This window comes from Sanguibacter biliveldensis, from assembly GCF_033798665.1.
Classification (GTDB): Bacteria; Actinomycetota; Actinomycetes; order Actinomycetales; family Cellulomonadaceae; genus Sanguibacter; species Sanguibacter inulinus.
Window position 1 is genome coordinate 691,364 of record NZ_CP138359.1, and the last position, 20,749, is coordinate 712,112.

The window sequence follows — 20,749 nt, forward strand, 5'->3', positions numbered from 1 at the left end:
CACCTGCCTCGGCTGGTCACAGCCTGACGGCAGGCAAGGGCTCGACGTCGTGGTCGCGCGGACCGAAGAGGGCCTCGGCGCTGGCGCTGAGGTGCCCGAGAGCCTCGACGAGAGATCCCCCGAGGTGGTGGAGGGAGTCGAGCGACCGCGACTCCCAGACAGGGAGCTCACCGTCGGCACTGCGGGACCCGGTGTCCCAGAGCAGCGCGTCGCCGTTCTCGCTCCAGGCGAAGACGCAGAGGTCGGCGGCGAGCTCCCAGCTGCCGTCCGGCTCGACCATCCAGTCGAAGTCCTCGCGCTGGCCGTCGTTGTAGGTCGCGGCGAAGCGGCGCGTGAGCTCGGCTGCTCGACCCTGCCAGCTGTCGGCGAAGCCGGGGAGGAGCGGCGGGTAGACCAGCCAGAGACCGAAGGTCCTGCCCCACCCGACACGTCGGACGAGGTCACTGTAGGACGGCGGGAAGCCGCCACCGTCGGCGAAGCGGTACCGGTCCAGGAGGTCGAGGTCGAGGTGGGCGAGCGTCGGCTCGCCGAGGCACCTGAGCTCGCTGAGAGGGCTGGCCATGACGGTCAAGGTACTGCACGGAGGTCTCAGGACGCGCCGAGGGCGCCGCCCCGTCCTCTCGGACAGGTCGGCGCCCTCGGCGTCGTGCGGCTCCGTCAGACGGGGCCGGTGGTGCTCGGTGGTGCAGGTCGTGCTCGGTGGAGCGTCAGCTCACGCGTCGACGACGATCGCGTTGACGAGCGGCTCGCGGCGGTACTTGCGCTGGAGCCAGCGCGAGACGGCCTTGGCGATGGTCGCCTCGAGGCGGTCGATGTCGCCGACGTCCTTCTTGGGGATCTGCGCGAGGGCCTTCTCGATCTCGACGACCGCGTCGTCGAAGGTGTGCCCGTCGTGCACGAACCCGCGGGTGATGAACTCGGGGGTCTCGGCCATGACACCGAGGTCGAGGTCGACGAGCGCGAGGACCGTGACGATGCCCTTGGAGCCGAGCGCGCGGCGCTCGGCGAGGGTGTCCTCGGTCGCGGTGCCGACGGTCTGGCCGTCGACGTACACGTAGCCCGCGGGGACCTTGCCGACGACCGAGAGCTTGCCCTTGAAGAGGTCGACGACTGTGCCGTCCTGGGCGATGACCACGTTGTTCGAGGGCACGCCGGTCTTCTCGGCCAGGGCGCCGTTGGCGCGCAGGTGCTTCGACTCGCCGTGGATCGGCATGACGTTGCGGGGCTTGACGATGTTGTAGCAGTACACGAGCTCGCCTGCGGAGGCGTGGCCCGAGACGTGCACCTTCGCGTTGCCCTTGTGCACGATGGTCGCGCCGAGGTCGGTGAGGGCGTTGATGACGCGGTAGATCGCGTTCTCGTTGCCCGGGATCAGCGAGCTGGCGAGGAGGACGGTGTCACCCTCGTCGACCTTGATGACGTGCTCGCTCTTGGCCATGCGCGACAGCGCGGCCATCGGCTCGCCCTGCGAGCCCGTGCACACGAGGCAGATCTTCTCGGGCGGCATCGACTCGAGCTTCTTGAGGTCGACCACGAGGCCGCGCGGGATCTTGAGGTAGCCGAGCTCTTCGGCGATCCCCATGTTGCGGACCATCGAGCGGCCGACGAAGGCGACCTTGCGGCCGGCCTCGTGGGCGGAGTCGAGGATCTGCTGGATGCGGTGCACGTGGCTCGCGAAGCTCGACACGATGACGCGGCGCGGGGCCGTGCGGAACACCTGCTCGATCGCGGGGACGAGCTCCTGCTCCGACATGGTGAAGCCGGGGACCTCGGCGTTGGTCGAGTCGGTCATGAACAGGTCCACGCCCTCTTCGCCGAGGCGTGCGAAGTGGCCCAGGTCTGTGATCCGCGAGTCGAGCGGGAACTGGTCCATCTTGAAGTCACCGGTGTTGATGACCAGACCCGCACGGGTGCGGATCGCGACGGCGAGGGCGTCGGGGATGGAGTGGTTGACCGCGATGAACTCGAGGTCGAAGGGACCCTGCTTGGAGGTGCCGCCGGCCTCGACCTCGATCGTGCGGGGGCGGATGCGGTGCTCCTTGAGCTTCGCGGTGATGAAGGCGAGGGTCAGCTTGGAGCCGATGACGGGGATGTCCGCGCGCTCCTTGAGCAGGTACGGGACACCGCCGATGTGGTCTTCGTGGCCGTGCGTGAGGACGATCGCGACGACGTCCTTGAGGCGGTCACGGATCCAGGTGAACTCGGGGAGGATCACGTCGATGCCGGGCTGGTGCTCTTCGGGGAAGAGGACGCCGCAGTCGACGATGAGCAGCTTGCCCTCGTGCTCGAAGACGGTCATGTTGCGGCCGACCTCGCCGAGGCCGCCGAGCGGCACGATGCGCAGGGCACCGCGCTGGAGCGCCGGGGGCGCTGAGAGAGTCATCTTGGTGGTGGTGATCACGTTCGTACCTTCGTCAGGTGGGGCGGCCCGCTCTGGGGCCCTGGGGTCGTGCTTGAGATCAGGTGGCCACGAGCGGTTCGAGGACCGCGTCAGGGAGCCGGTTGCGGACAGACGTCACGCGCCAGCGGTCGGGGAACAGCGCGAGCAGCTCTCCGTCTTCACGCTGGAGGACCTCCACGCCGAGCTGGGCGTCGAGGGTCGAGACCCACTCCTGCGTCGTGCGCAGGGCGATCTCGTAGGGCAGGCGGTCGAGGGTGACCGGTGCGTTGAACTCTGTGGCCATGCGGTGCTCGGCCACCTCGAACTGCATGGGCCCGACGGCGGCGAGCACCGGGGCCTGGTCGCCGCGCAGGTCGGAGCGGAGCACCTGGACGACGCCCTCGGCGCCGAGCTGCATGACGCCGCGCTGGAACTGCTTGTAGCGCGAGACGTCCTTGGCGCGCATCACCGCGAAGTGCTCGGGTGCGAAGGTCGGCAGGGCCGGGTACTCGACGGGCTTGTCGAGGTAGAGGGTGTCGCCCACGCGCAGGTTGGCCGCGTTGACGAGGCCGACGACGTCGCCAGGGAAGGCCTCGTCGACGACCGTGCGCTCACGGCCGAACACCTGCTGGGCGTACTTCGTCGCGAAGGGGCGCCCGGTGCGGGCCGAGGTGACGACCATGCCGCGCTCGAAGACGCCCGAGCAGATCCGCGCGAAGGCGAGCCTGTCGCGGTGCGCGGTGTCCATGCCGGCCTGCATCTTGAAGACGAAGGCGCTGAACGGCGCCTCGACAGGGCGGGTGTCGCCCGCGACGGTCTCGCGCGGTGTCGGGGACGGTGCGACGTCGACGAGGACGTCGAGCAGGGCGTGCACGCCGAAGTTCTGCACAGCCGAGCCGAAGAGCACCGGGGTTGTCTCACCGCCGAGGAAGGAGTCGAGGTCGTGGTCGGCGCCCGAGGCTTCGAGCAGCTCGGCCTCTTCGACCGCGGTCGTCCACGCGTCGCCCTCGCGCTCGAGCGCGGCCTCGGGGCCCATGTGCTCCTCGGGGGCGATGGTCGTGCCGCCCGCGGTCCGGGTGAAGCGGGTGTACTCGCCGGTGCGGCGGTCGAGGACGCCGCGGAAGTCTCCGCCGATGCCCACGGGCCAGGTGAGCGGCGTCGGCACGAGGCCTGTGCGCTCCTGGATCTCGTCCATGAGCTCGAGGGCGTCCTTGCCCGGGCGGTCCCACTTGTTGATGACCGTGATGAGGGGGATGCCGCGGTGCTTGCAGACCGCGAAGAGCTTCATCGTCTGGACCTCGAGGCCCTTGGCGGCGTCGACGAGCATGACGGCCGCGTCGACCGCGGAGAGCACGCGGTAGGTGTCCTCGGAGAAGTCGGCGTGACCGGGGGTGTCGACGAGGTTGATGACGGCGTCGCGGTAGGTGAACTGGAGCGACGCGGAGGTGATCGAGATGCCTCGGGCCTGCTCCATGTCCATCCAGTCGGACACCGTGCGCTTGCCGCCGGCCTTGCCGTCGGCGCGCCCGGCCTCGCGGATCGCCTTGGCGTGCAGCGCGAGAGCCTCGGTGAGCGTCGACTTGCCGGCGTCGGGGTGGCTGATGACGGCGAAGGAGCGTCGGCGCCGCGCCTCGGTGAGGACGGCCGCGCCGTCGCGTGACGAGGTGGTGCCGCTCTCGGTGAGAGCGGGGCTTTCGGGGGCTGCCTGAGGCACTGAGACTTCCTGCACGTTGACCGACGAGTGACTAGGAGATGAAAGGAGGGGGCCGCCGTCGGGGCGTCCTGCGCACACCTGCTGGGCCTAGTATCTCGCGTCCACACTATCACCGCGGTGCGCCCCATGATGCGTCTCGCGCCGGGTCGCGGAGGTGGGCCCGACCCTGCGGGCGAGGCTCAGGCCTCGCGGTCGTCAGCCATCGAGTCGAGCTCGTCCTCGAGCAGCCACAGGTAGGACTCGTCCGGGTCGGAGAGGACGACAGACTCTCCTCCGTAGAGACGTCGCGCGAGGCCCACCGGTGGGGGAGAGTGCCGCTGGAGGGCGCAGAGCGTCGTGGGCTCCCCGCAGGTGCGCCGGAGCCCACGCTCGCCCTACTTCTCGGCGCCGACCTCGGCCGCCGCTCGGCGCACCGAGCGGTCTTTGAGGAGGCTCGCGACGGTCGTGACCGCGAGGACCGCGACGATGAACCCGAGGGACAGCGCGGTCGGGATCTCCGGGATCGCGGTGATGTGCTCGCCGCCGTTGATGAACGACACCTCGTTGGTGTGCAGCGCGTGGATGAGCAGCTTGACGCCGATGAAGCCGAGGATCGCCGCGAGCCCGTACGCGAGGTACACGAGGCGGTCGAGCAGACCGTCGATGAGGAAGTACAGCTGACGCAGGCCGAGGAGCGAGAACGCGTTCGCGGCGAACACGAGGTACGTCTCCTGGGTGAGGCCGAAGATCGCCGGGACGGAGTCGACCGCGAAGAGCAGGTCGGCGCTGCCGATCGCGATCATGACGATGAGCATCGGGGTGATGTGGCGGCGTCCGTCGATGCGCGTGGTGAGCCTGTCGCCGACGTAGGTGTCCGTCGTCGGGAAGATGCGGCGGGTCAGGCGCAGGACGGCGTTCTCGGAGAACTCCTTGGGCTCCTCAGAGCTGTGCTTGGCCTGGGCCCACGCCGTGTAGACGAGGAAGGCGCCGAAGATGTAGAAGACCCAGCTGAAGTTCTCGATCATCGCGGCCCCCGCGAAGATGAAGGCCGTGCGCATGACGAGCGCGATGGTGATGCCGATGAGCAGCACCTTCTGCTGCATCATCGGCGGCACCCTGAAGGCCGTGATGATGAGGACGAACACGAAGAGGTTGTCGACGGACAGGCTCTTCTCGGTGACGTACCCGGCGAAGTACTCGCCGCCGTAGGTGCCGCCCCAGACCCACCAGACGATGAGGCCGAAGACGATCGCGACGCCGACGTAGCCGGCCGACCACCAGGCGGCCTCGCGGATGGAGGGGGCGTGCGGGGTCCGTACGTGGCCGACGTAGTCGACGGCGAGCATCGCGACGATCACGCCGACGGTGAGGGCCCAGACCCAGAGGGGGACGTCCATGAACGGTGCCTTTCGGTACGTGGCGCCCAGGGGGCGCGACGGGGTACCGAAGGTCTTCTCCGCCTCGTGCGCTCTGCTCGGCCCGGGGGCCGAGGTGCATGTCACGAGGCCGGTGGCACCGGGCCGACGTCTGTGCCGACCGTGATGACGACGTCACCGCGTAGGAGTACTCCCCTTCAACTGGCGACGACTGTACCGGCGGGACGGGCGGCGCGCACCGCGGAGGTGTGAAGGGCTTGGGGAGGACGGCGGGAGAGGACGTAGGTCCCTGGCCTCCTTCCCGGATGCTGGGACGATGGAGGTATTGAAACGATTCACCGGGTCCTTCGAGAGGTCCCCACATCCCAGGTGCCCAGACGCCAGGTGCCCCAGACGACGCAGCAACGACGCCGCTGAGACCGTAGGACGAGGAGCAGGACGATGACGACCACCGACACCGGAACCGTACGCACGACCAGCAGAGCACCGCAGGCGATCCGCGAGGAGATCCTCTACTACTGCCGCGAGTCGGTCCGGACCGGCCTCAACTTCAACACCCAGGGCAACATCAGCGTCCGTCTCCCCGGTGCGCACGATGGTGCAGACGCGATCGTCATCACCCCCTCCGACGTGCGCTACGACGCGATGAGCGTCGACGACATGGTGGTCGTCGGTCTCGACGGGACCGTGCTCGAGGGGGACCTGCTCCCGTCGACCGAGCTGCCCGTGCACCTCGAGCACTACAGGCGCCGGCCGGACGTGCAGGCGATCGTCCACACGGAGTCGACCTTCGTCAACGTCCTCGGGGCTCTGGGCCGCCGCATCGACCCTGTCCTGCTCAACATGGTGCTCTACGCCAAGGGGCCGGTCGAGGTCATGCCCTTCGAGTTCTCGACCAACGCCGACTTCGGGCGGCGCAGCGCCGAGCTCATGGGCGACGACGTCGATGCCGTCGTGTGGGGCAACCACGGGCTGCTCGCCGTCGGGACCTCGCTCAGGCTCGCCTTCAAGGTCGCGGTGGCGGTCGAGGAGAATGCCGAGGTGCTGCTCCGCGCGAGCGCTGCGGGCACTCCGAAGGTGCTCGTCTACGCGGACATCGACGTGCCCGAGGGAGCGCGGCTGCCCTGAGCGGTCCCGCCGCAGGCTGACGAGCGCTGCTGGCGCAGACGGACCGGAACGCCCGGACCCGCTCCTGCCCGACCGTGCCCGAGCGGGTCCGTCGGTCCCCCCCCTCGACGAAGAGGGGGCGTCCGGGTCTGTCCGGCGGCTGGACACCTCCCGGCAACCGCTACATCTCGCGGGTCGTGGGCCGATAAGCAGCGGACGTCCCCCTGCTCCGAAATGGAAAGCCCATGACCCGCACGACCAGTCTCACGCGGACCAACGCGATCCGCGACCTCCCCGTCGCCCTCAAGATCACTCTCGTGCTCGGCGGGATGGCGCTCATGATGGTCGTCATCGCAGTCCTCGCGATCGCTCGCCTCACGAGCCTCGACGCCGCCGGCACGACCCTCGCCGAGGACAACGTCGCGCCGACGCGCATCCTCAACGACATCCAGCGCAGCTACCAGGGGGACCGCACCCGGCACCTGCAGTACGGGCTGGCCGATGCCGAGGGGCGTCAGGACCTCGTCGCGGACCTCGCGACCCGCCATGGAGAGCTCGACGCGCTCATCGACTCCTACACGCCCTTCGTCGTGGACACGAAGGCCATGGCGGACCTCGATGCCGCCCTCGACGCGTACTACACCTTCGCGGACGAGACGCTCCTCCCCGTCGCCGACTCGGGCGACCTCGCCCAGTTCAGCGCGCTCTCCGACGAGCTCCGCACCCTGTCGACCGCGGTCCTCGACCCTCTCAACGCCGAGTTCGGGGCCGAGATCACCCAGGCCGAGGAGCGCTCCGAGGCGTCGCACGACTCCGCCCAGACCGCGATCTGGCTCGTCCTCGGTGCGCTGCTGCTCGGCCTGCTGCTGCCGACCTTCCTCGCCACCCTCGTCGTCCGCCGGATCCTCGGCGACCTCAAGGACGTCAGGGCCTCTCTCGTCGCGATGGCCGACGGGGACCTCACGGTCCGCTCTGGCGTGATCGGTCGCGACGAGGTCGCGCAGATGGCAGCCGCCCTCGACGAGGCGCAGACCAACCTGCGCGGCGTCATGGGCGACGTCGTCGAGTCCTCCCAGACCGTCGCCGCCGCGGCCGAAGAGCTCGCCGCCTCGTCCAGCCAGGTCGCCGCCGGCTCTGAGGAGACGTCGAGCCAGGCCGGTGTCGTCGCCTCCGCGGCCGAGCAGGTCTCGCGCAACGTCCAGACCGTCGCCGCAGGTGCCGAGCAGATGAGCGCGTCGATCCGCGAGATCGCGCAGAGCTCGTCCGAGGCCGCGAAGGTCGCCGCGCAGGCGACCACGATGGCCGAGACCACCAACGTCACGGTCGGGCGCCTGGGCGACTCCTCGCAGGAGATCAGCCAGGTGGTCAAGACCATCAACTCGATCGCCGAGCAGACCAACCTGCTCGCGCTCAACGCGACCATCGAGGCCGCCCGTGCCGGTGAGGCCGGCAAGGGCTTCGCGGTCGTCGCCTCGGAGGTCAAGGACCTCGCGCAGGAGACCGCCCGTGCGACGGAGGACATCGCCCGCAAGGTCGAGACCATCCAGGGCGAGACCTCGGGTGCGATGGCCGCGATCGCCGAGATCTCGACCATCATCGCGAGCATCAACGACTACCAGCTGACCATCGCCTCGGCCGTCGAGGAGCAGACCGCGACGACCAACGAGATGTCCCGCTCGGTCGCCGAGGCCGCGACGGGCTCGGGCGAGATCGCGGCGAACATCGTCGGCGTCGCGACGTCGGCAGCGTCCTCGACGGACGTGGTCGGGCAGATGGGCAGCGCGATCTCCGAGCTGGCCGGGCTCGCCTCCGAGCTGCGCGGACGGGTGGAGACCTTCCGGTACTGAGCGCACCTGGCCTGTGCCGACCGTCGCCGGCGGCAGGTGCGGAGGCAGAGGGACGGACGGCCTCGCCCGGGGAGACCCGGGCGGGGCCGTCTGCTGTCTGTCTCTCTGCTGTCTCCCGGCTGTCGGCCTGCTGGCAGCGCTGCTGGCGGTCGGGAGCCCGCGCGGTCCTCCACAGGCACCGGATATCGCTTCCCCCGCGTCCTCGCGTCTGGGAGGATCGACAGGTGACCCTCTTCAACGCTGATGACTCCCGTTACTCCTCGATGCCCTACCGCCGCGCAGGTCGCAGCGGGCTCGACCTCCCCGCGCTGTCGCTGGGCCTCTGGCACAACTTCGGCGACACGACCCCCTTCGAGACGCAGCGGGCCGTCCTGCGCCGCGCCTTCGACCTCGGGATCACGCACTTCGACCTCGCGAACAACTACGGGCCGCCCTACGGCTCGGCCGAGGAGAACTTCGGCCGTCACATGACGGACGACTTCCGTCCGTACCGCGACGAGCTCGTCATCTCGAGCAAGGCCGGCTACGACATGTGGCCCGGCCCCTACGGCGACGGCGGGTCGCGCAAGTACCTGCTGAGCTCGCTCGACCAGTCGCTCCAGCGGATGAACCTCGACTACGTCGACATCTTCTACTCCCACCGTCCGGACCCCACGGTCCCGATCGAGGAGACGATGGGTGCGCTGCACACCGCAGTCACGAGCGGCCGTGCGCTGTACGCGGGCATCTCGAACTACAGCCCCGCGCAGACCCGCGTCGCGCAGGAGGTCCTCGCAGACCTCGGCACCCCGCTGCTGATCCACCAGCCCAGCTATTCGATGTTCAACCGCCATGTCGAGATGCCCGACGCGGGCAAGACCGACGACCCCGACACGACGGGCCAGTCGCTGCTCGACACCGTGGGCGACCTCGGCATCGGCATGATCGTGTTCTCCCCGCTCGCGCAGGGCATGCTCACCGACCGCTACCTCGACGGCAACGTGCCGTCGGACTCGCGCGCAGCCGTCGGGCACTTCCTCAAGAGCGACTCGATCAGCGAGACGTACCTCGAGCGCGCGCGTGGCCTCAACGAGATCGCTGCCGGTCGTGGGCAGACCCTCGCGCAGCTCGCCCTCACGTGGCTGCTGCGCGACTCCCGTGTCACCTCGACCCTCATCGGTGCGAGCAGCGTCGGGCAGCTCGAGAACAACGTGCAGGCCGCGCACGCCGCGCCGCTGACGGCTGACGAGATCGCGGCGATCGAGCCCTTCGCGGTCGACGGGACCAACCGGTGACCTCCGTGCCACGGGTCCTCGTGCTCGCCGGTCGCGGCCGGTACGAGGACCCCTGGCACGACATGGCTGCCACGTCGCACAGGGTCGCCGAGGTGCTCTCGGCGCCGACGCTCGACGGGACCGACGACCTCGGCAGCCCCGCGTACCAGGTGTCGGTGCGCGGAGCCTTCCCCGACGCGCTCGACGACCTCGACCCTGCTGGGGATGGTGTCGACCTCGTGGTCGTCAACACCAGCTCGGGTCGACCGGACCCCGGCTTCGACGGCGACGACGCCCGGTGGGCCGGGTTCCACGAGAGGCTGCGCGTCTGGGCCGACGCAGGTCGCCCCGTCCTCGGTCTGCACCAGGCGGCGAACACCTTCGCCGACTCGGCGCACTGGGAGCGGGTCCTCGGCGGGCGGTGGGTCGACGGCACGTCGATGCACCCCGACATCGGCGAGGCAGAGTTCACGCTCAGCGGTGCTGAGCACGACCTCGCCGCGGTGCTGCGCGACGCGACGTCCGGGACAGTGACCGCCTTCGACGAGCGGTACAGCTATCTCTCGGTTGCCGAGTCGTCGACCGTGCTGCTCACCCAGCGGCACGACGGCATCGACCACCCTGTCGTGTGGGTCTCGGGTGCGCCCGGCGTGCGCTGCGTCTACGACGCCCTCGGCCACGACGCCCGCTCCTACGACTCCCCGTCCCGCCAGGCCCTCCTGCGCGCCGAGGTCGCCTGGCTGCTCGCCGGAACCTGACCGGCGAGCCCACTCGCTCGCCGCGAGGTCGTCCCTCCTACCGCGAGGTCGTACAGACACGCCAGATCCCTGGCTCCTCCGGAGGTTCTTGGCGTGTCTGTACGACCTCGACCGGGGAGGTGCGACGTGGTGAGGGGAGCGGTTGCCGTTCGATCTGGTACCTGCGTGTCGATTCCCTGAAACGGGTGAGAAACACCCTCTCACTAGCGTCGACGTCACGTCCCGGGAGACCCCGGGGCGTGACGACGACCGCTCCCGTGGAGGACGCATGCCTCAGATCGACCCCCGAGAAGCAGCGACCGTGCTCGCCCGAGGACTCGGCCGACGAGACTTCCTCAGGGCGGCTGCGGCCGTCGGCGCGAGCGGAGCCGTCGCGGGTGCGCTGGCCGCGTGCTCACCGGGGTCCGCGTCGACGCCGCGTCCCTCGACGTCCCCGACCCAGCGTGGGATCTTGCAGCCCGGCTCGGGTGACGTCAGCGGCGACCACTACCTCGGCTCGACCCCGGACGCCGTCCTGTGGGGCTACGTCCCGACGGTCCACTCGACGCCGTCAGCCCGGATGCGCTCCGGCGAGACCATCACCATCGACGCCGTGTCGCACGAGGGGATCCTCGAAGACCAGGGCCGTGACCCTGTGAGCTTCTTCGCCGAGCACGGCGTCGCGTCCTCCGACGTGCTCGAGGACGCGATCGCGATCGCCGCCGACTACGACCGGACCACCCGCGACTTCGTCAAGGACGGGCCGCACGTCGTCACCGGTCCCGTGCACGTCGACGGGGCAGAGCCCGGCGACGTCCTCAAGATCGAGACCCTCGAGGCGATCCCGCGTGTGCCCTACGGGGTCGTGTCGAGCCGGCACGGCAAGGGCGCGCTCGCGCTCACCGCCGACGGCACCCCACCCGCGGGCATCACCCTCGAGGAGGTCATGCCGCCTGTCGGGACCGACGGCCGTGCCAGCGGAGACCCGACGTCCTTCGGCAACCTCTCGACCTTCACGGCCGTCGAGGGCGACGAGGGAGTCATGACCTTCGGTGGTGGGGCGAACGCCGGGTCGGTGCGGTTCCCGCTGCGCCCCTTCATGGGGATGATGGGTGTCGCGTTCTCCCAGGACACCGACCCCACAGCACCGAGCGCCAACTCGATCCCGCCGACCCTCGGCGGTGGCAACATCGACATCCGCCAGCTCGGGGTCGGGTCGACCTTCTACCTGCCGGTCCAGGCCGACGGCGCGCTGTTCTACGTCGGCGACCCGCACATGGCGATGGGGGACGGCGAGGTCGCCCTCACTGCGATGGAGGGGTCGCTGCGCGGGACCTTCCGTCTCACGGTCTGCAAGCCGGGCTCGGGCGACGCGCCGTCGGTCGCCTACGGCTACCCCTTCGCCGAGACCGAGGACGCGTGGATCCCCATCGGCCTGTCCGACCCCGACGGCTCGGTCGACGGCCAGGGGAGCGACCTCGACGTCGCGATGCGCCGCGCCGTCGTCAACGCCCTCGACTTCCTCGAGCAGGACCGCGGGATGGACCGCGCCACGGCCTACGCCTACCTGTCGGCCGCGGCAGACTTCACCGTGACCCAGGTGGTCGACCGCACCGTCGGTGTCCACGGGCTCATCTCGAAGTCGCACTTCGGCTGACCGGACCGCGGGCCCGGCGCCTGCGAGGTCGCACGCCTGCCTGCGAGGTCGCACAGACGCGCCAGGTCCGGGTCGGTCCCCGTGCTCTCCTGGAGTGTCTGTGCGACCTGGGCAGGGATCGTGCGACCTCGGCGTCGACCGGGGGTGCCGTGCGGCTGCTGCCGCGGCACGGCGCTCAGGTCGAGGCATGCCTGACGTCCAGGACGACGACACCCGTGGAGTACGTGGCTCCGCACCGTCCGGGCTGCGTCGTCGTGGACCAGGCGACCTCGTGATCGCCCACGTGGGCGATCTTGCCGGAGGACCTGTCGCGGACCGACACCTCGACGGTCTGCGCCTCGTCGGGGTCACCGACGGTCACCTGACGATCCGGTCCAGGGGTGTCGTCCAGCACGGAGCAGCCGGCAGGCTCGTCGCAGACCACGTCGACGTCCCAGGTGCCCCGCTCGGGCCAGGCGGCGGCCAGCCGCACCTCGAGCGTGCTGGGCGTGCCGATCGCCGGACAGCTGTTCTCCGCCGTGCACGAGGCCGTCACGGTCAGCGAGCACGCGGCGAGGACGGATGCGCACCAGCGGCCCCGCTGCGTCGTGCCTGCAGTGGTGCTTCGCCGGGCGACCACGGTCAGGAGCCGCTCCTGCGCTTCTTCTCCTGGGCCTCGCGCCGCCTCTCGCGCAGCGAGGTGTACCACCCTGCGGTCGCGATCGCGCCACCGACGTCGCCACCCGCCAGCACCCCTGCGGTCAAGCCGTCGAGCGTGTCGCCGCAGCGCGCGCAGAGGGTGCGGGTCGCGGTCTTCACGGGTGGGCCGGTGATCTTCTTGTCGCACTGGTCGCATCGCATCCGACCACGCTAGTCGGTGGCCCACGGGGCCGGTGGGTGAACTGCTGGGCCCGGTAGTCGTGAGGGTCCTGGGGGCATGCCGTGCAGCAGCCCGTCCGGCCGGTGCGGCCGCCTAGTCTCGCTCCATGACGTCAGGGGAGCAGGGGGAGGCGGGCAGCAGCCTGCCCGTGGTGATGACAGAGCAAGACCTCGTCCGGCGGGAGGAGCTCTGTGACCGCTGGTGGGCGGCGGGCCTGTGGGCGTGGGGTGCCGCGGTCGTCTTTGCCTGGGTGGTCATGATCTCCGGCGCCCGGACGCTCGCCCGGGTCGGAGGGGTCTGGGTGGCGTGGTGGCACCTAGGGGTGGTGCTCGGGCTCGTAGGTGTCGCCTGCCTCTGCGTCGCCCTTGCCGTGACGCTGCGGACCGCGGCGCTGCGTCGGGCCGAGCTGCGGGTCCTGCCTCGGCGCAGGCACACCGCGAGGCGCGTCGGGACTCTCGTCGCGGCGGTGGTGCTGGCGACGACGCTCGGCATGGTGTGGCTGCTCGTGGGTGACGCCAGGGTCACCGCCCTGGAGCCGGCGAGCCCCAGCGGGTGCGTCGTCGTGGTCGAGGAGTCGCGCGGCCTCAAGTCGGGGTGGGGGAGGGTCGGGACGCTGTCGCCGGGTGGCGTGCTGCCGCGCTGGCAGGGCACCTACAGCTCTGACGACAGGTACAGGCCGTTCACCCTCGGGGCGTGGGACCTGCGGTGGGCGGAGGGCGTGGGGACCCTCGCCCTGATCGACCCGAGCGAGCCCATCGGCCCGGAGCGGTGGGACGTGACCTGCTGACCGCTGCCCCGACGGCAGGTGCCATCACCCGGTCCCCGAGCGCTGAGCGCCGGGCGCGGGTGTCAGAGCCAGGCGGTCGGGTCCTCGACCACGCTGCGCAGCACCTGACGTGCGCCGCCGACCGTCGCGGCGGCCCCGGCGACGGGCGCCCGGACGACGCTGAAGGTCGACCACGGCGCGGACAGCACCCGCGTCGTGAGCTCGGCGTGGACGATCGGGGCGAGGTGGTCGGCGAGGTCGGAGTACGCCCCGCCGAGGACGATCGCCGGGACGTCGATGAGGTTGACGAAATCGGCGAGGGTCGCGCCGAGGGCGTGGCCAGCGCGGTCGAGGGCGGCGGCGGACGCGGCGCTCGCGGGTGCCGCCGGAAGGGCCGGTGGGAGATCGGCCGCCGGTCCGTCGCGTCCTTCGTCTGGGTCGTCGGCGCCGGACGCTCGTCGAGCAGGCGCGAGCAGCGACCGCACACCCGCGTCGCGCGGCAGCCCGGCGGCCCGCAGCACGGCATCCGTCCCGGCGTACTGCTCGAGGCACCCCGTCGCCCCGCAGGGGCAGAGCGGCCCGGCCGGGTCCACGACGACGTGCCCGAGCTCGCCGCTCCAGCCGCGCCCGCCGACGAAGAGCTCGCGGTCGAGGACGATCGCCGCCCCGATGCCCACGTCGGCCGAGACGTAGAGGAAGGAGTCGGGGACGTCGACGTGACGGCCCTGCCACGGGACCTGGGCGAGGGCGGCGAGGTTGGCCTCGTTGCTGAGCGTGACGAGGGCGTCGCCGGTGTGCTCGGCGACAGCGGACGTGTCGACCTCGAGGTCGGCCCAGCCGAGGTTCGGGGCGACGCGCAGGGTCGACGTCCCGGGCTCGACGAGACCGGGGACCGCGACCTGCACACCGGCGACGCGCAGCGAGGCGTGATCTGCCCGGGCTGTCGCCAGCAGCCGTCCGGTGAGCGCTCCGAGGAGGGCGAGCGTGGCGGCGGGGTCGCTCCCGTGGAAGTCGCCGTGCAGCGTCTCGCTCGCGAGGGTGTCGCCGGCGAGGTCGAGGACCACCCCGGCGAGGTGACCGACGTTGATCTCGAGACCGATGCCGACGAGCGTGCCGCGCGCGGGCACGAGCGGGACCGCCGGGCGTCCCGCGCGACGTGACGCGACCGGCGGCAGCTCGGCGACGATGCGGGCCTCGACGAGGCGGTCGACCAGCGAGGACACCGTGGCCCGGGTGAGTCCTGTCGAGGTCGCGATGTCGGAGCGCGACGGAGGTGCCGCGGCGTCGACGACGGCGCGGGCGACGAGCGCGATGTTCTGCTCGCGCAGCGAGTGCTGCCCGACGGCCGGGGTCACGATCATGGGTTGACCCTACCGCCGGACGGGGATAAGTTCATCCATACAACTAATCCGCTCGCCGCGACGTCGCGGCCTGGCGGTGCGAACTCTCGACGAGGAGATCTCCCATGGCGCACGCATCTGGCATCAACTACTCCTTCGGCCTCTGGACCGTCGGCTGGAACGCCCAGGACCAGTTCGGCTCGGCGTCCCGCCCGCACCTCGACCCGGCCCGCGCTGTGCGCAAGCTCGCCGAGCTCGGCGCCTGGGGCTTCACCTTCCACGACGACGACGTCGTCCCCTTCGGCTCGGACGACGCCACGCGCGACCGTCTGCTCGGTGAGGTCAAGACGGCCGCCGAGGAGAGCGGCATGACCATCGAGATGGTCACGACGAACCTGTTCGGCCACCCGGTGTTCAAGGACGGCGGCTTCACGTCGAACGACCGCTCCGTGCGCCGCTTCGCGCTCCGCAAGGTGCTGCGCAACATCGACCTCACGGCTGAGCTCGGCGCCAAGACCTTCGTCATGTGGGGCGGTCGCGAGGGTTCCGAGTACGACGGTGCCAAGGACCTGCACGCAGCGCTCGAGCGCTACCGCGAGGGCATCGACCTCGTCGCCGGGTACATCAAGGAGAAGGGCTACGACATGCGCATCGCGCTCGAGCCCAAGCCCAACGAGCCCCGCGGCGACATCTTCCTGCCGACCATCGGCCACGCCCTCGGGTTCATCGCCCAGCTCGAGCACGGCGACATCGTCGGCCTCAACCCGGAGACCGGCCACGAGCAGATGGCGGGCCTCAACTACACGCACGGTCTCGCGCAGGCGCTGTGGTCGGACAAGCTGTTCCACATCGACCTCAACGGGCAGCGCTCGATCAAGTTCGACCAGGACCTCGTCTTCGGCCACGGCGACCTGCTGTCGGCCTTCTTCACGGTCGACCTCGTCGAGAACGGCTTCCCGGGCTCGCCCGACGCCCCGCGCTACACGGGCCCGCGCCACTTCGACTACAAGCCCTCGCGCACCGAGGTCGAGGCCGGGGTCTGGGACTCCGCGTCGGCCAACATGGAGATGTACGAGATGCTCGCCAAGAAGTCGGCCGAGTACCGCGCCGACCCCGAGGTGCAGGAGGCCTTCAAGACCGCCGGCATCTTCGAGCTCGCGACGCCGACGCTCAACCCGGGCGAGACCGTCGCCGAGCTCCTCGCGGACCGTTCTGCCTTCGAGGACTTCGACCCCGAGGCCGCTGCTGAGCGCGACTTCGGCTTCGTGCGCCTCAACCAGCTGGCCCTGCGCCACCTCATCGGCTGATGGTCGACGTGTCGTCGAGCGGTGCGGTCGGTCGGGGTTCCTCGGCCGCCGAGGGTGCCACGGACCGCGTGCTCGTGGCGGGGGTCGACTCGTCGACCCAGTCCTGCAAGGTGGTCATCCGTGACGCCCGGACCGGTGAGCTCGTCAGGTCCGGGTCGGCGCGTCACCCCGACGGCACCGAGGTGCACCCCTCCGCCTGGTGGGAGGCGTACCTCGAGGCCGTCGAGGCCGCCGGTGGGCTCGACGACGTGTCGGCGCTCTCGGTCGGCGGGCAGCAGCACGGCATGGTCGTGCTCGACGCCGACGGAGAGGTCGTCCGTCCTGCGCTCCTGTGGAACGACACCCGTTCTGCCGCGGCGGCGACCGATCTGGTCGCCGAGCTCGGCGAGCGGCGGGGCGGCTCGGGCGAGCAGGCGTGGGCCGACGCGATCGGTACGGTGCCCGTCGCCTCGCTCACGGTGACCAAGCTGCGCTGGCTCGCCGGTGCAGAACCCGAGAACGCAGCCCGGGTGGCGGCCGTGTGCCTGCCGCACGACTGGTTGACGTGGCAGATCTCCGGGGCTGGCGGTGTGCCGGGGGGCGCCCGTGACCTCTCGGCGATCACCACAGACCGCTCGGACGCGTCGGGCACCGGCTACTTCTCGGGGAGCACGGGGGAGTACCTGCCCGAGCTCTTCGACCTCGCCCTCGGTGAGGGGGCCTCGGAGCGGGTCTCGTTGCCGAAGGTCCTCGGACCTACGGAGCGTGCGGCAGTCGTCGAGCGCGACGGCGCGGCGGGCGACCTGGTCCTCGGGCCAGGAGCCGGTGACAACGCCGCAGCAGCCCTCGGTCTCGGGATGGTCGCGGGAGACGTCGCCGTGTCGATCGGGACGTCGGGTGTGGTCTCGGCGATCGCTGTCGAGCCGTCAGCCGACGGTTCGGGGCTCGTCGCAGGCTTCTCCGACGCGACGGGTGCGTTCCTGCCGCTCGCCTGCACGCTCAACGCGAGCCGCGTGCTCGACGGTGCGGCTCGGGTGCTCGGCGTCGACCACGCGGAGCTCTCCAGCCTCGCGCTGTCTGCTCCGGCCGGGGCCGACGGCCTCGTGCTCGTCCCCTACCTCGAGGGCGAGCGCACGCCGAACCGCCCCGACGCGACAGGGACGCTGCACGGTCTGACGCTCGGCACCATGACTCCCGCGCACCTCGCGCGGGCGTCGGTCGAGGGGATGCTGTGCGCGCTCGCGGACGGGCTCGACGCCCTCGTGGCGCAGGGCGCCGTCGCGAGCCGTGTGGTGCTCATCGGCGGGGGAGCCCGGTCGCAGGCGGTGCGAGAGATCGCTCCGCAGGTGTTCGGCGTCCCCGTCGAGGTGCCCGAGCCTGGGGAGTACGTGGCCGACGGTGCTGCGCGCCAGGCCGCATGGGTGCTCTCTGGGGCGCAGGGGCCCCCGGAGTGGACCAGCGCGTCGGGTGCCTCCGAGGTCTACGACGCCCCGGCCACCCCGGTCGTCCGCGAGCAGTACGCAGCGGTCCGCGACCTGGTCTGAGTCCTGCCCGCAGACGCGGACGGCGCCCGCCCCCAGGGGGACGGGCGCCGTCGGCGTCTGGCTGCTGCTCGCGCCGTGCCCCGAGGAGACGGGCACGGCGCGAGCGCCGCTGCGTGCTGTGCGTCGTGGTGAAGATCAGTCCTCGACGACGGAGACCGTGACCTCGATGTTGCCGCGGGTCGCGTTCGAGTAGGGGCAGATCTGGTGGGCGCGGTCCGCGAGGGCCTGGGCCTCGTCGTGCGGGACGTCGGGGATGACGACCTCGAGGGCGACCGAGAGGCCGAAGCCGCCGTTGTCGAGCGGGCCGATGTTCACGCGGGCGCCGACGCTCGAGCCGGTGATCTTCACCTTGGCCTCGCGGGCTGCCGACTGCAGGGCCGAGTGGAAGCACGCGGAGTACCCGGCGGCGAAGAGCTGCTCGGGGTTCGCGCCGTCGCCGGAGCCACCCATCTCCTTGGGGATGGCCAGGCCCATGTCGAGGCGGCCGTCGGGGGTGGCGACGTGGCCGTTGCGGCCGTCGCCGGTCGCGAGGGCTTCGGCGGAGTAGAGCGTGTTCATGAGCGATCTCCATCTGTCGGTGCGCCCGGGGTGCGGGCGCTGGCGGGGTGAGGGTTCTGGGGTGACCCGAAGGCCTCGTCGATCGCGGTGTCGACTGTCGGCTCGGGTGCACCGAGGTTGCTGCACAGCCTGTCGAGCAGGCGGGCGAGCTCGAGGGTCTCGGCTGTGTCGAGACCGCCACGGCGCGCGAGGTCGTGCGGCACGCCGTGGGCCCGGGTCTGGAGGGCGCGGCCCGCGTCGGTCAGGCGCACGTGGACCACACGCTCGTCGTCGCCCGAGCGCTCGCGGAGCACCAGCCCTGCGGTCTCCATGCGTCGCAGCAGCGGTGAGAGCGTGCCGCTCTCGAGCGCGAGACGGGACCCGAGGTGCGAGACCGTCGCGCCGTCGGTCTCCCACAGCACCAGCAGCACGAGGTACTGCGGGTACGTGACGCCGAGGTCTGCGAGCAGCTCGCGGTACGTCGCGAGGACGGCGCGCTCGCTGCGGTACAGACGGAAGCAGAGCTGGGCGTCGAGCAGCAGGCCGGGGTCGGTGGGGGTCGGCTGCGTGGTCATGTCTCGACACTACGACCGAGATAGGTTGTGCACAACTTATCGGCTGTGTCTCGTACGTCTCGTCCTCGCACGCCTGCGGCGATACCCTGCCGGAGGGGCGCAGAGCCCCGACCCCACCACCGCAGACGCACGAGGACGTGACATGACGCTGTCGATCAAGGCCGGTTCTACAGTCCTGTTCATCGGAGACTCGATCACCGAGTGGGGGCGTGACGACTCGACAGGGTCGCTCGGGCACGGCTACGTCCAGCGTGCCGCAGACCTCTGGGCCGTCGTGCACCCGGACCACCCGGTGACCGTGGTCAACAAGGGGATCGGCGGCAACCGCGTCGCAGACCTCCGCGCCCGCTGGACCCGCGACGCGATCGACGTCGCCCCCGACGTCGTCACCGTGATGATCGGCATCAACGACACCTGGCGCGCGATGGACAGCGGCGAGGTGACGACGACCGAGGCCTACGAGGCGGACTACCGCCACATCCTCGACAGGCTCGTCGCGGAGACCGCCGCCCAGCTGCTGCTCATCGAGCCCTTCGTGCTCCCCGTCACCCCGGAGCAGTGGGCGTGGCGCGCCGACCTCGACCCGCGCATCGCCGTCGTGCGACGGCTCGCCGCCGAGTACGGAGCCACGCTCGTCGCGGCTGACGGGCTGCTCAACGAGCTCGCCGTGAACTCTCGCGGGGAGACCCCGGTCTCAGGTTTCGCCCGCTACGCAGACGACGGCGTGCACCTGACCGACGAGGGTGCCGACGCGCTCGCGGTCGCGTGGGTCGGGAGCACCGAGCCCGTCTGAGCGGCGGTCGTCCCCGCCTCAGGCCCGCTGCTTCTCCGCGACGCGCATCTGGAGCAGGGCCAGGTCGACGAGAGGTGTCGGGACCCCGAGGTCGCGGGCGCGGCGGGTGAGGTCGCCGAGCAGGTGCTCGGCCTCGGTCGCCCGCCCCGCCACGAGGTCGCGGTAGAGCGACGACGTGAAGGTGGACCCGGGCTCGGTGAGCATCGCGAGCGAGGTCGCGGTCTCCCGCTCGGGCACCGGGTAGCCGGCGGCCTCGGCGACGGCGGTCACCTCGGTGAGGACGTCGCGGACGAAGTCCGAGCCGCCGGGGGAGTCGACGATCGGGCCGACGGGTCCGCGGGCCAGGCCTGTCACGGCCCCGGCCGCGACGATGAACACCCACTTGTGCCACATGGTGGCCACGACGTCGGGCACCCGCTGCACCTCGACCCCCGGGACGTCGAGGGCCTCCAGCACGGCGTCGAGCGACGGGGTCGACCTGTCGCTCCGCGGGCCTGTGCGGACCTGGGCGAGCGGCGCCATGATCTGGACGTCTCCGTCGTCGGTGAGCGTCGCGAGGATGCGCACGACCCCGCCGAGCACCTGGGCGTCGGGGAACCGGGCGTCGAGCGCGTCGAGGTGCGCCATCCCGTTGAGGACGGGCAGCACCACGGTGCCGGGGCCGACGGCGGGAGCCAGGTCGTCGAGGGCCGTGTCGAGGCCCGTCGCCTTCACGGTGAGGATCACGAGGTCGTACGGCCCGTCGATCTCGCCTGCCGTGACGAGAGTCGGCTCGACGGTCTCGTCCTCGCCGAGCCCGGTGATCCGCAGACCGCGCTCGCGCAGCTGCGCGGCACGCCCCTCGCGCACGAGGAAGGTGACGTCGCGCCCGGCCTGGGCCAGGCGGCCTCCGTAGTACCCGCCGGTGGCTCCGGCTCCGACGACGAGGATCTTCACGGTGTCTCCCTGGGGTGCTGTGCCGACGGGCGCCGAGGGTGCCGGCTCGTGCCGACGTGCGCT

19 protein-coding genes are annotated in these 20,749 nt (G+C 71.1%); 9 read left to right on the top strand and 10 right to left on the bottom strand.

What is annotated here, in order from left to right:
* Positions 1–16: 16 nt before the first annotated feature.
* From SANBI_RS02995 to SANBI_RS03010, 4 genes are all read right to left on the bottom strand, one after another.
* Positions 17–562, bottom strand: a complete 546-nt coding sequence (locus tag SANBI_RS02995) for a hypothetical protein (protein ID WP_319158798.1) — start codon at positions 560–562, stop codon at positions 17–19.
* Between the two features lie 150 nt (positions 563–712).
* Positions 713–2,383, bottom strand: a complete 1,671-nt coding sequence (locus SANBI_RS03000; RefSeq protein ID WP_319161161.1) for a ribonuclease J — start codon at positions 2,381–2,383, stop codon at positions 713–715.
* A gap of 76 nt (positions 2,384–2,459) precedes the next feature.
* Entirely contained in the window at positions 2,460–4,094 is a 1,635-nt protein-coding gene (locus SANBI_RS03005) for a peptide chain release factor 3 (protein WP_319158800.1), read from the bottom strand.
* A 374-nt stretch (positions 4,095–4,468) separates the two neighbouring features.
* Positions 4,469–5,470: a TerC family protein gene (locus SANBI_RS03010; RefSeq protein WP_319158802.1), complete on the bottom strand. Its 1,002-nt coding sequence runs from the start codon at positions 5,468–5,470 to the stop codon at positions 4,469–4,471.
* A gap of 420 nt (positions 5,471–5,890) precedes the next feature.
* On the opposite strand from SANBI_RS03010, the gene SANBI_RS03015 reads away from it, so the two are divergent.
* The 5 genes from SANBI_RS03015 to SANBI_RS03035 all read left to right on the top strand — a co-directional run bounded on the left by SANBI_RS03015 (position 5,891) and on the right by SANBI_RS03035 (position 12,050).
* A complete protein-coding gene (locus SANBI_RS03015; RefSeq protein ID WP_319158804.1) occupies positions 5,891–6,577 on the top strand; it encodes a class II aldolase/adducin family protein in 687 nt (228 codons plus the stop codon).
* Between the two features lie 224 nt (positions 6,578–6,801).
* Positions 6,802–8,403, top strand: coding sequence for a methyl-accepting chemotaxis protein (locus SANBI_RS03020; protein WP_319158806.1), 1,602 nt, complete (start codon positions 6,802–6,804; stop codon positions 8,401–8,403).
* 263 nt (positions 8,404–8,666) lie between these two features.
* A complete protein-coding gene (locus tag SANBI_RS03025; RefSeq protein ID WP_319161162.1) occupies positions 8,667–9,677 on the top strand; it encodes an aldo/keto reductase in 1,011 nt (336 codons plus the stop codon).
* Positions 9,674–10,414: a ThuA domain-containing protein gene (locus SANBI_RS03030; RefSeq protein WP_319158808.1), complete on the top strand. Its 741-nt coding sequence runs from the start codon at positions 9,674–9,676 to the stop codon at positions 10,412–10,414. Before SANBI_RS03025 ends, SANBI_RS03030 begins: the two co-directional genes overlap by 4 nt.
* Before the next feature lie 268 nt (positions 10,415–10,682).
* Positions 10,683–12,050, top strand: a complete 1,368-nt coding sequence (locus SANBI_RS03035; protein ID WP_319158810.1) for an acetamidase/formamidase family protein — start codon at positions 10,683–10,685, stop codon at positions 12,048–12,050.
* 175 nt (positions 12,051–12,225) lie between these two features.
* Here SANBI_RS03035 and SANBI_RS03040 read toward each other — a convergent pair whose 3' ends face one another.
* Positions 12,226–12,669: a hypothetical protein gene (locus tag SANBI_RS03040; protein ID WP_319158812.1), complete on the bottom strand. Its 444-nt coding sequence runs from the start codon at positions 12,667–12,669 to the stop codon at positions 12,226–12,228.
* A gap of 2 nt (positions 12,670–12,671) precedes the next feature.
* The gene (locus tag SANBI_RS03045) at positions 12,672–12,890 is read right to left on the bottom strand and encodes a hypothetical protein (RefSeq protein ID WP_319158814.1); all 219 of its coding nucleotides are present in this window, start codon (positions 12,888–12,890) and stop codon (positions 12,672–12,674) included.
* Positions 12,891–13,015: 125 nt separating this feature from the next.
* On the opposite strand from SANBI_RS03045, the gene SANBI_RS03050 reads away from it, so the two are divergent.
* Complete coding sequence (locus SANBI_RS03050; RefSeq protein WP_319158816.1) at positions 13,016–13,696, top strand: hypothetical protein; 681 nt, start codon at positions 13,016–13,018, stop codon at positions 13,694–13,696.
* A 62-nt stretch (positions 13,697–13,758) separates the two neighbouring features.
* On the opposite strand, the gene SANBI_RS03055 is transcribed toward SANBI_RS03050, so the two are convergent.
* A complete protein-coding gene (locus SANBI_RS03055; protein ID WP_319158818.1) occupies positions 13,759–15,036 on the bottom strand; it encodes an ROK family transcriptional regulator in 1,278 nt (425 codons plus the stop codon).
* A 104-nt stretch (positions 15,037–15,140) separates the two neighbouring features.
* Here SANBI_RS03055 and xylA point away from each other — a divergent pair, with 104 nt between their 5' ends.
* Both xylA and SANBI_RS03065 read left to right on the top strand, forming a co-directional pair.
* Positions 15,141–16,322 carry a xylose isomerase gene (gene xylA, locus SANBI_RS03060; RefSeq protein ID WP_179912881.1) on the top strand — a complete coding sequence of 394 codons (1,182 nt, stop codon included), beginning with the start codon at positions 15,141–15,143 and terminating at the stop codon, positions 16,320–16,322.
* Complete coding sequence (locus SANBI_RS03065; RefSeq protein ID WP_319158820.1) at positions 16,322–17,845, top strand: xylulokinase; 1,524 nt, start codon at positions 16,322–16,324, stop codon at positions 17,843–17,845. Before xylA ends, SANBI_RS03065 begins: the two co-directional genes overlap by 1 nt.
* Positions 17,846–17,980: 135 nt before the next feature.
* Here SANBI_RS03065 and SANBI_RS03070 read toward each other — a convergent pair whose 3' ends face one another.
* Together SANBI_RS03070 and SANBI_RS03075 are read right to left on the bottom strand one after the other, a co-directional pair.
* A complete protein-coding gene (locus SANBI_RS03070) occupies positions 17,981–18,403 on the bottom strand; it encodes an organic hydroperoxide resistance protein (protein WP_056136148.1) in 423 nt (140 codons plus the stop codon).
* A complete protein-coding gene (locus tag SANBI_RS03075; RefSeq protein ID WP_319158824.1) occupies positions 18,400–18,957 on the bottom strand; it encodes a MarR family winged helix-turn-helix transcriptional regulator in 558 nt (185 codons plus the stop codon). Before SANBI_RS03075 ends, SANBI_RS03070 begins: the two co-directional genes overlap by 4 nt.
* A 142-nt stretch (positions 18,958–19,099) precedes the next feature.
* Here SANBI_RS03075 and SANBI_RS03080 point away from each other — a divergent pair, with 142 nt between their 5' ends.
* On the top strand, positions 19,100–19,750 hold the full coding sequence (locus SANBI_RS03080) for an SGNH/GDSL hydrolase family protein (protein WP_319158826.1): 651 nt from the start codon (positions 19,100–19,102) through the stop codon (positions 19,748–19,750).
* Positions 19,751–19,768: 18 nt separating this feature from the next.
* Here SANBI_RS03080 and SANBI_RS03085 read toward each other — a convergent pair whose 3' ends face one another.
* Positions 19,769–20,686, bottom strand: a complete 918-nt coding sequence (locus tag SANBI_RS03085) for a ketopantoate reductase family protein (RefSeq protein WP_319158828.1) — start codon at positions 20,684–20,686, stop codon at positions 19,769–19,771.
* Positions 20,687–20,749 lie beyond the last annotated feature (63 nt).

Excerpts from the sequence above, each read along its gene's own strand:
- SANBI_RS02995 (WP_319158798.1), bottom strand. The coding sequence starts at position 562 with ATGGCCAGCCCTCTCAGCGAGCTCAGGTGCCTCGGCGAGCCGACGCTC.
- SANBI_RS03000 (WP_319161161.1), bottom strand. The coding sequence starts at position 2,383 with ATGACTCTCTCAGCGCCCCCGGCGCTCCAGCGCGGTGCCCTGCGCATC.
- SANBI_RS03010 (WP_319158802.1), bottom strand. The coding sequence starts at position 5,470 with ATGGACGTCCCCCTCTGGGTCTGGGCCCTCACCGTCGGCGTGATCGTC.
- SANBI_RS03015 (WP_319158804.1), top strand. The coding sequence starts at position 5,891 with ATGACGACCACCGACACCGGAACCGTACGCACGACCAGCAGAGCACCG.
- SANBI_RS03020 (WP_319158806.1), top strand. The coding sequence starts at position 6,802 with ATGACCCGCACGACCAGTCTCACGCGGACCAACGCGATCCGCGACCTC.
- SANBI_RS03025 (WP_319161162.1), top strand. The coding sequence starts at position 8,667 with ATGCCCTACCGCCGCGCAGGTCGCAGCGGGCTCGACCTCCCCGCGCTG.
- SANBI_RS03035 (WP_319158810.1), top strand. The coding sequence starts at position 10,683 with ATGCCTCAGATCGACCCCCGAGAAGCAGCGACCGTGCTCGCCCGAGGA.
- SANBI_RS03045 (WP_319158814.1), bottom strand. The coding sequence starts at position 12,890 with ATGCGATGCGACCAGTGCGACAAGAAGATCACCGGCCCACCCGTGAAG.
- SANBI_RS03050 (WP_319158816.1), top strand. The coding sequence starts at position 13,016 with ATGACGTCAGGGGAGCAGGGGGAGGCGGGCAGCAGCCTGCCCGTGGTG.
- SANBI_RS03055 (WP_319158818.1), bottom strand. The coding sequence starts at position 15,036 with ATGATCGTGACCCCGGCCGTCGGGCAGCACTCGCTGCGCGAGCAGAAC.
- xylA (WP_179912881.1), top strand. The coding sequence starts at position 15,141 with ATGGCGCACGCATCTGGCATCAACTACTCCTTCGGCCTCTGGACCGTC.
- SANBI_RS03065 (WP_319158820.1), top strand. The coding sequence starts at position 16,322 with ATGGTCGACGTGTCGTCGAGCGGTGCGGTCGGTCGGGGTTCCTCGGCC.
- SANBI_RS03070 (WP_056136148.1), bottom strand. The coding sequence starts at position 18,403 with ATGAACACGCTCTACTCCGCCGAAGCCCTCGCGACCGGCGACGGCCGC.
- SANBI_RS03075 (WP_319158824.1), bottom strand. The coding sequence starts at position 18,957 with ATGACCACGCAGCCGACCCCCACCGACCCCGGCCTGCTGCTCGACGCC.
- SANBI_RS03080 (WP_319158826.1), top strand. The coding sequence starts at position 19,100 with ATGACGCTGTCGATCAAGGCCGGTTCTACAGTCCTGTTCATCGGAGAC.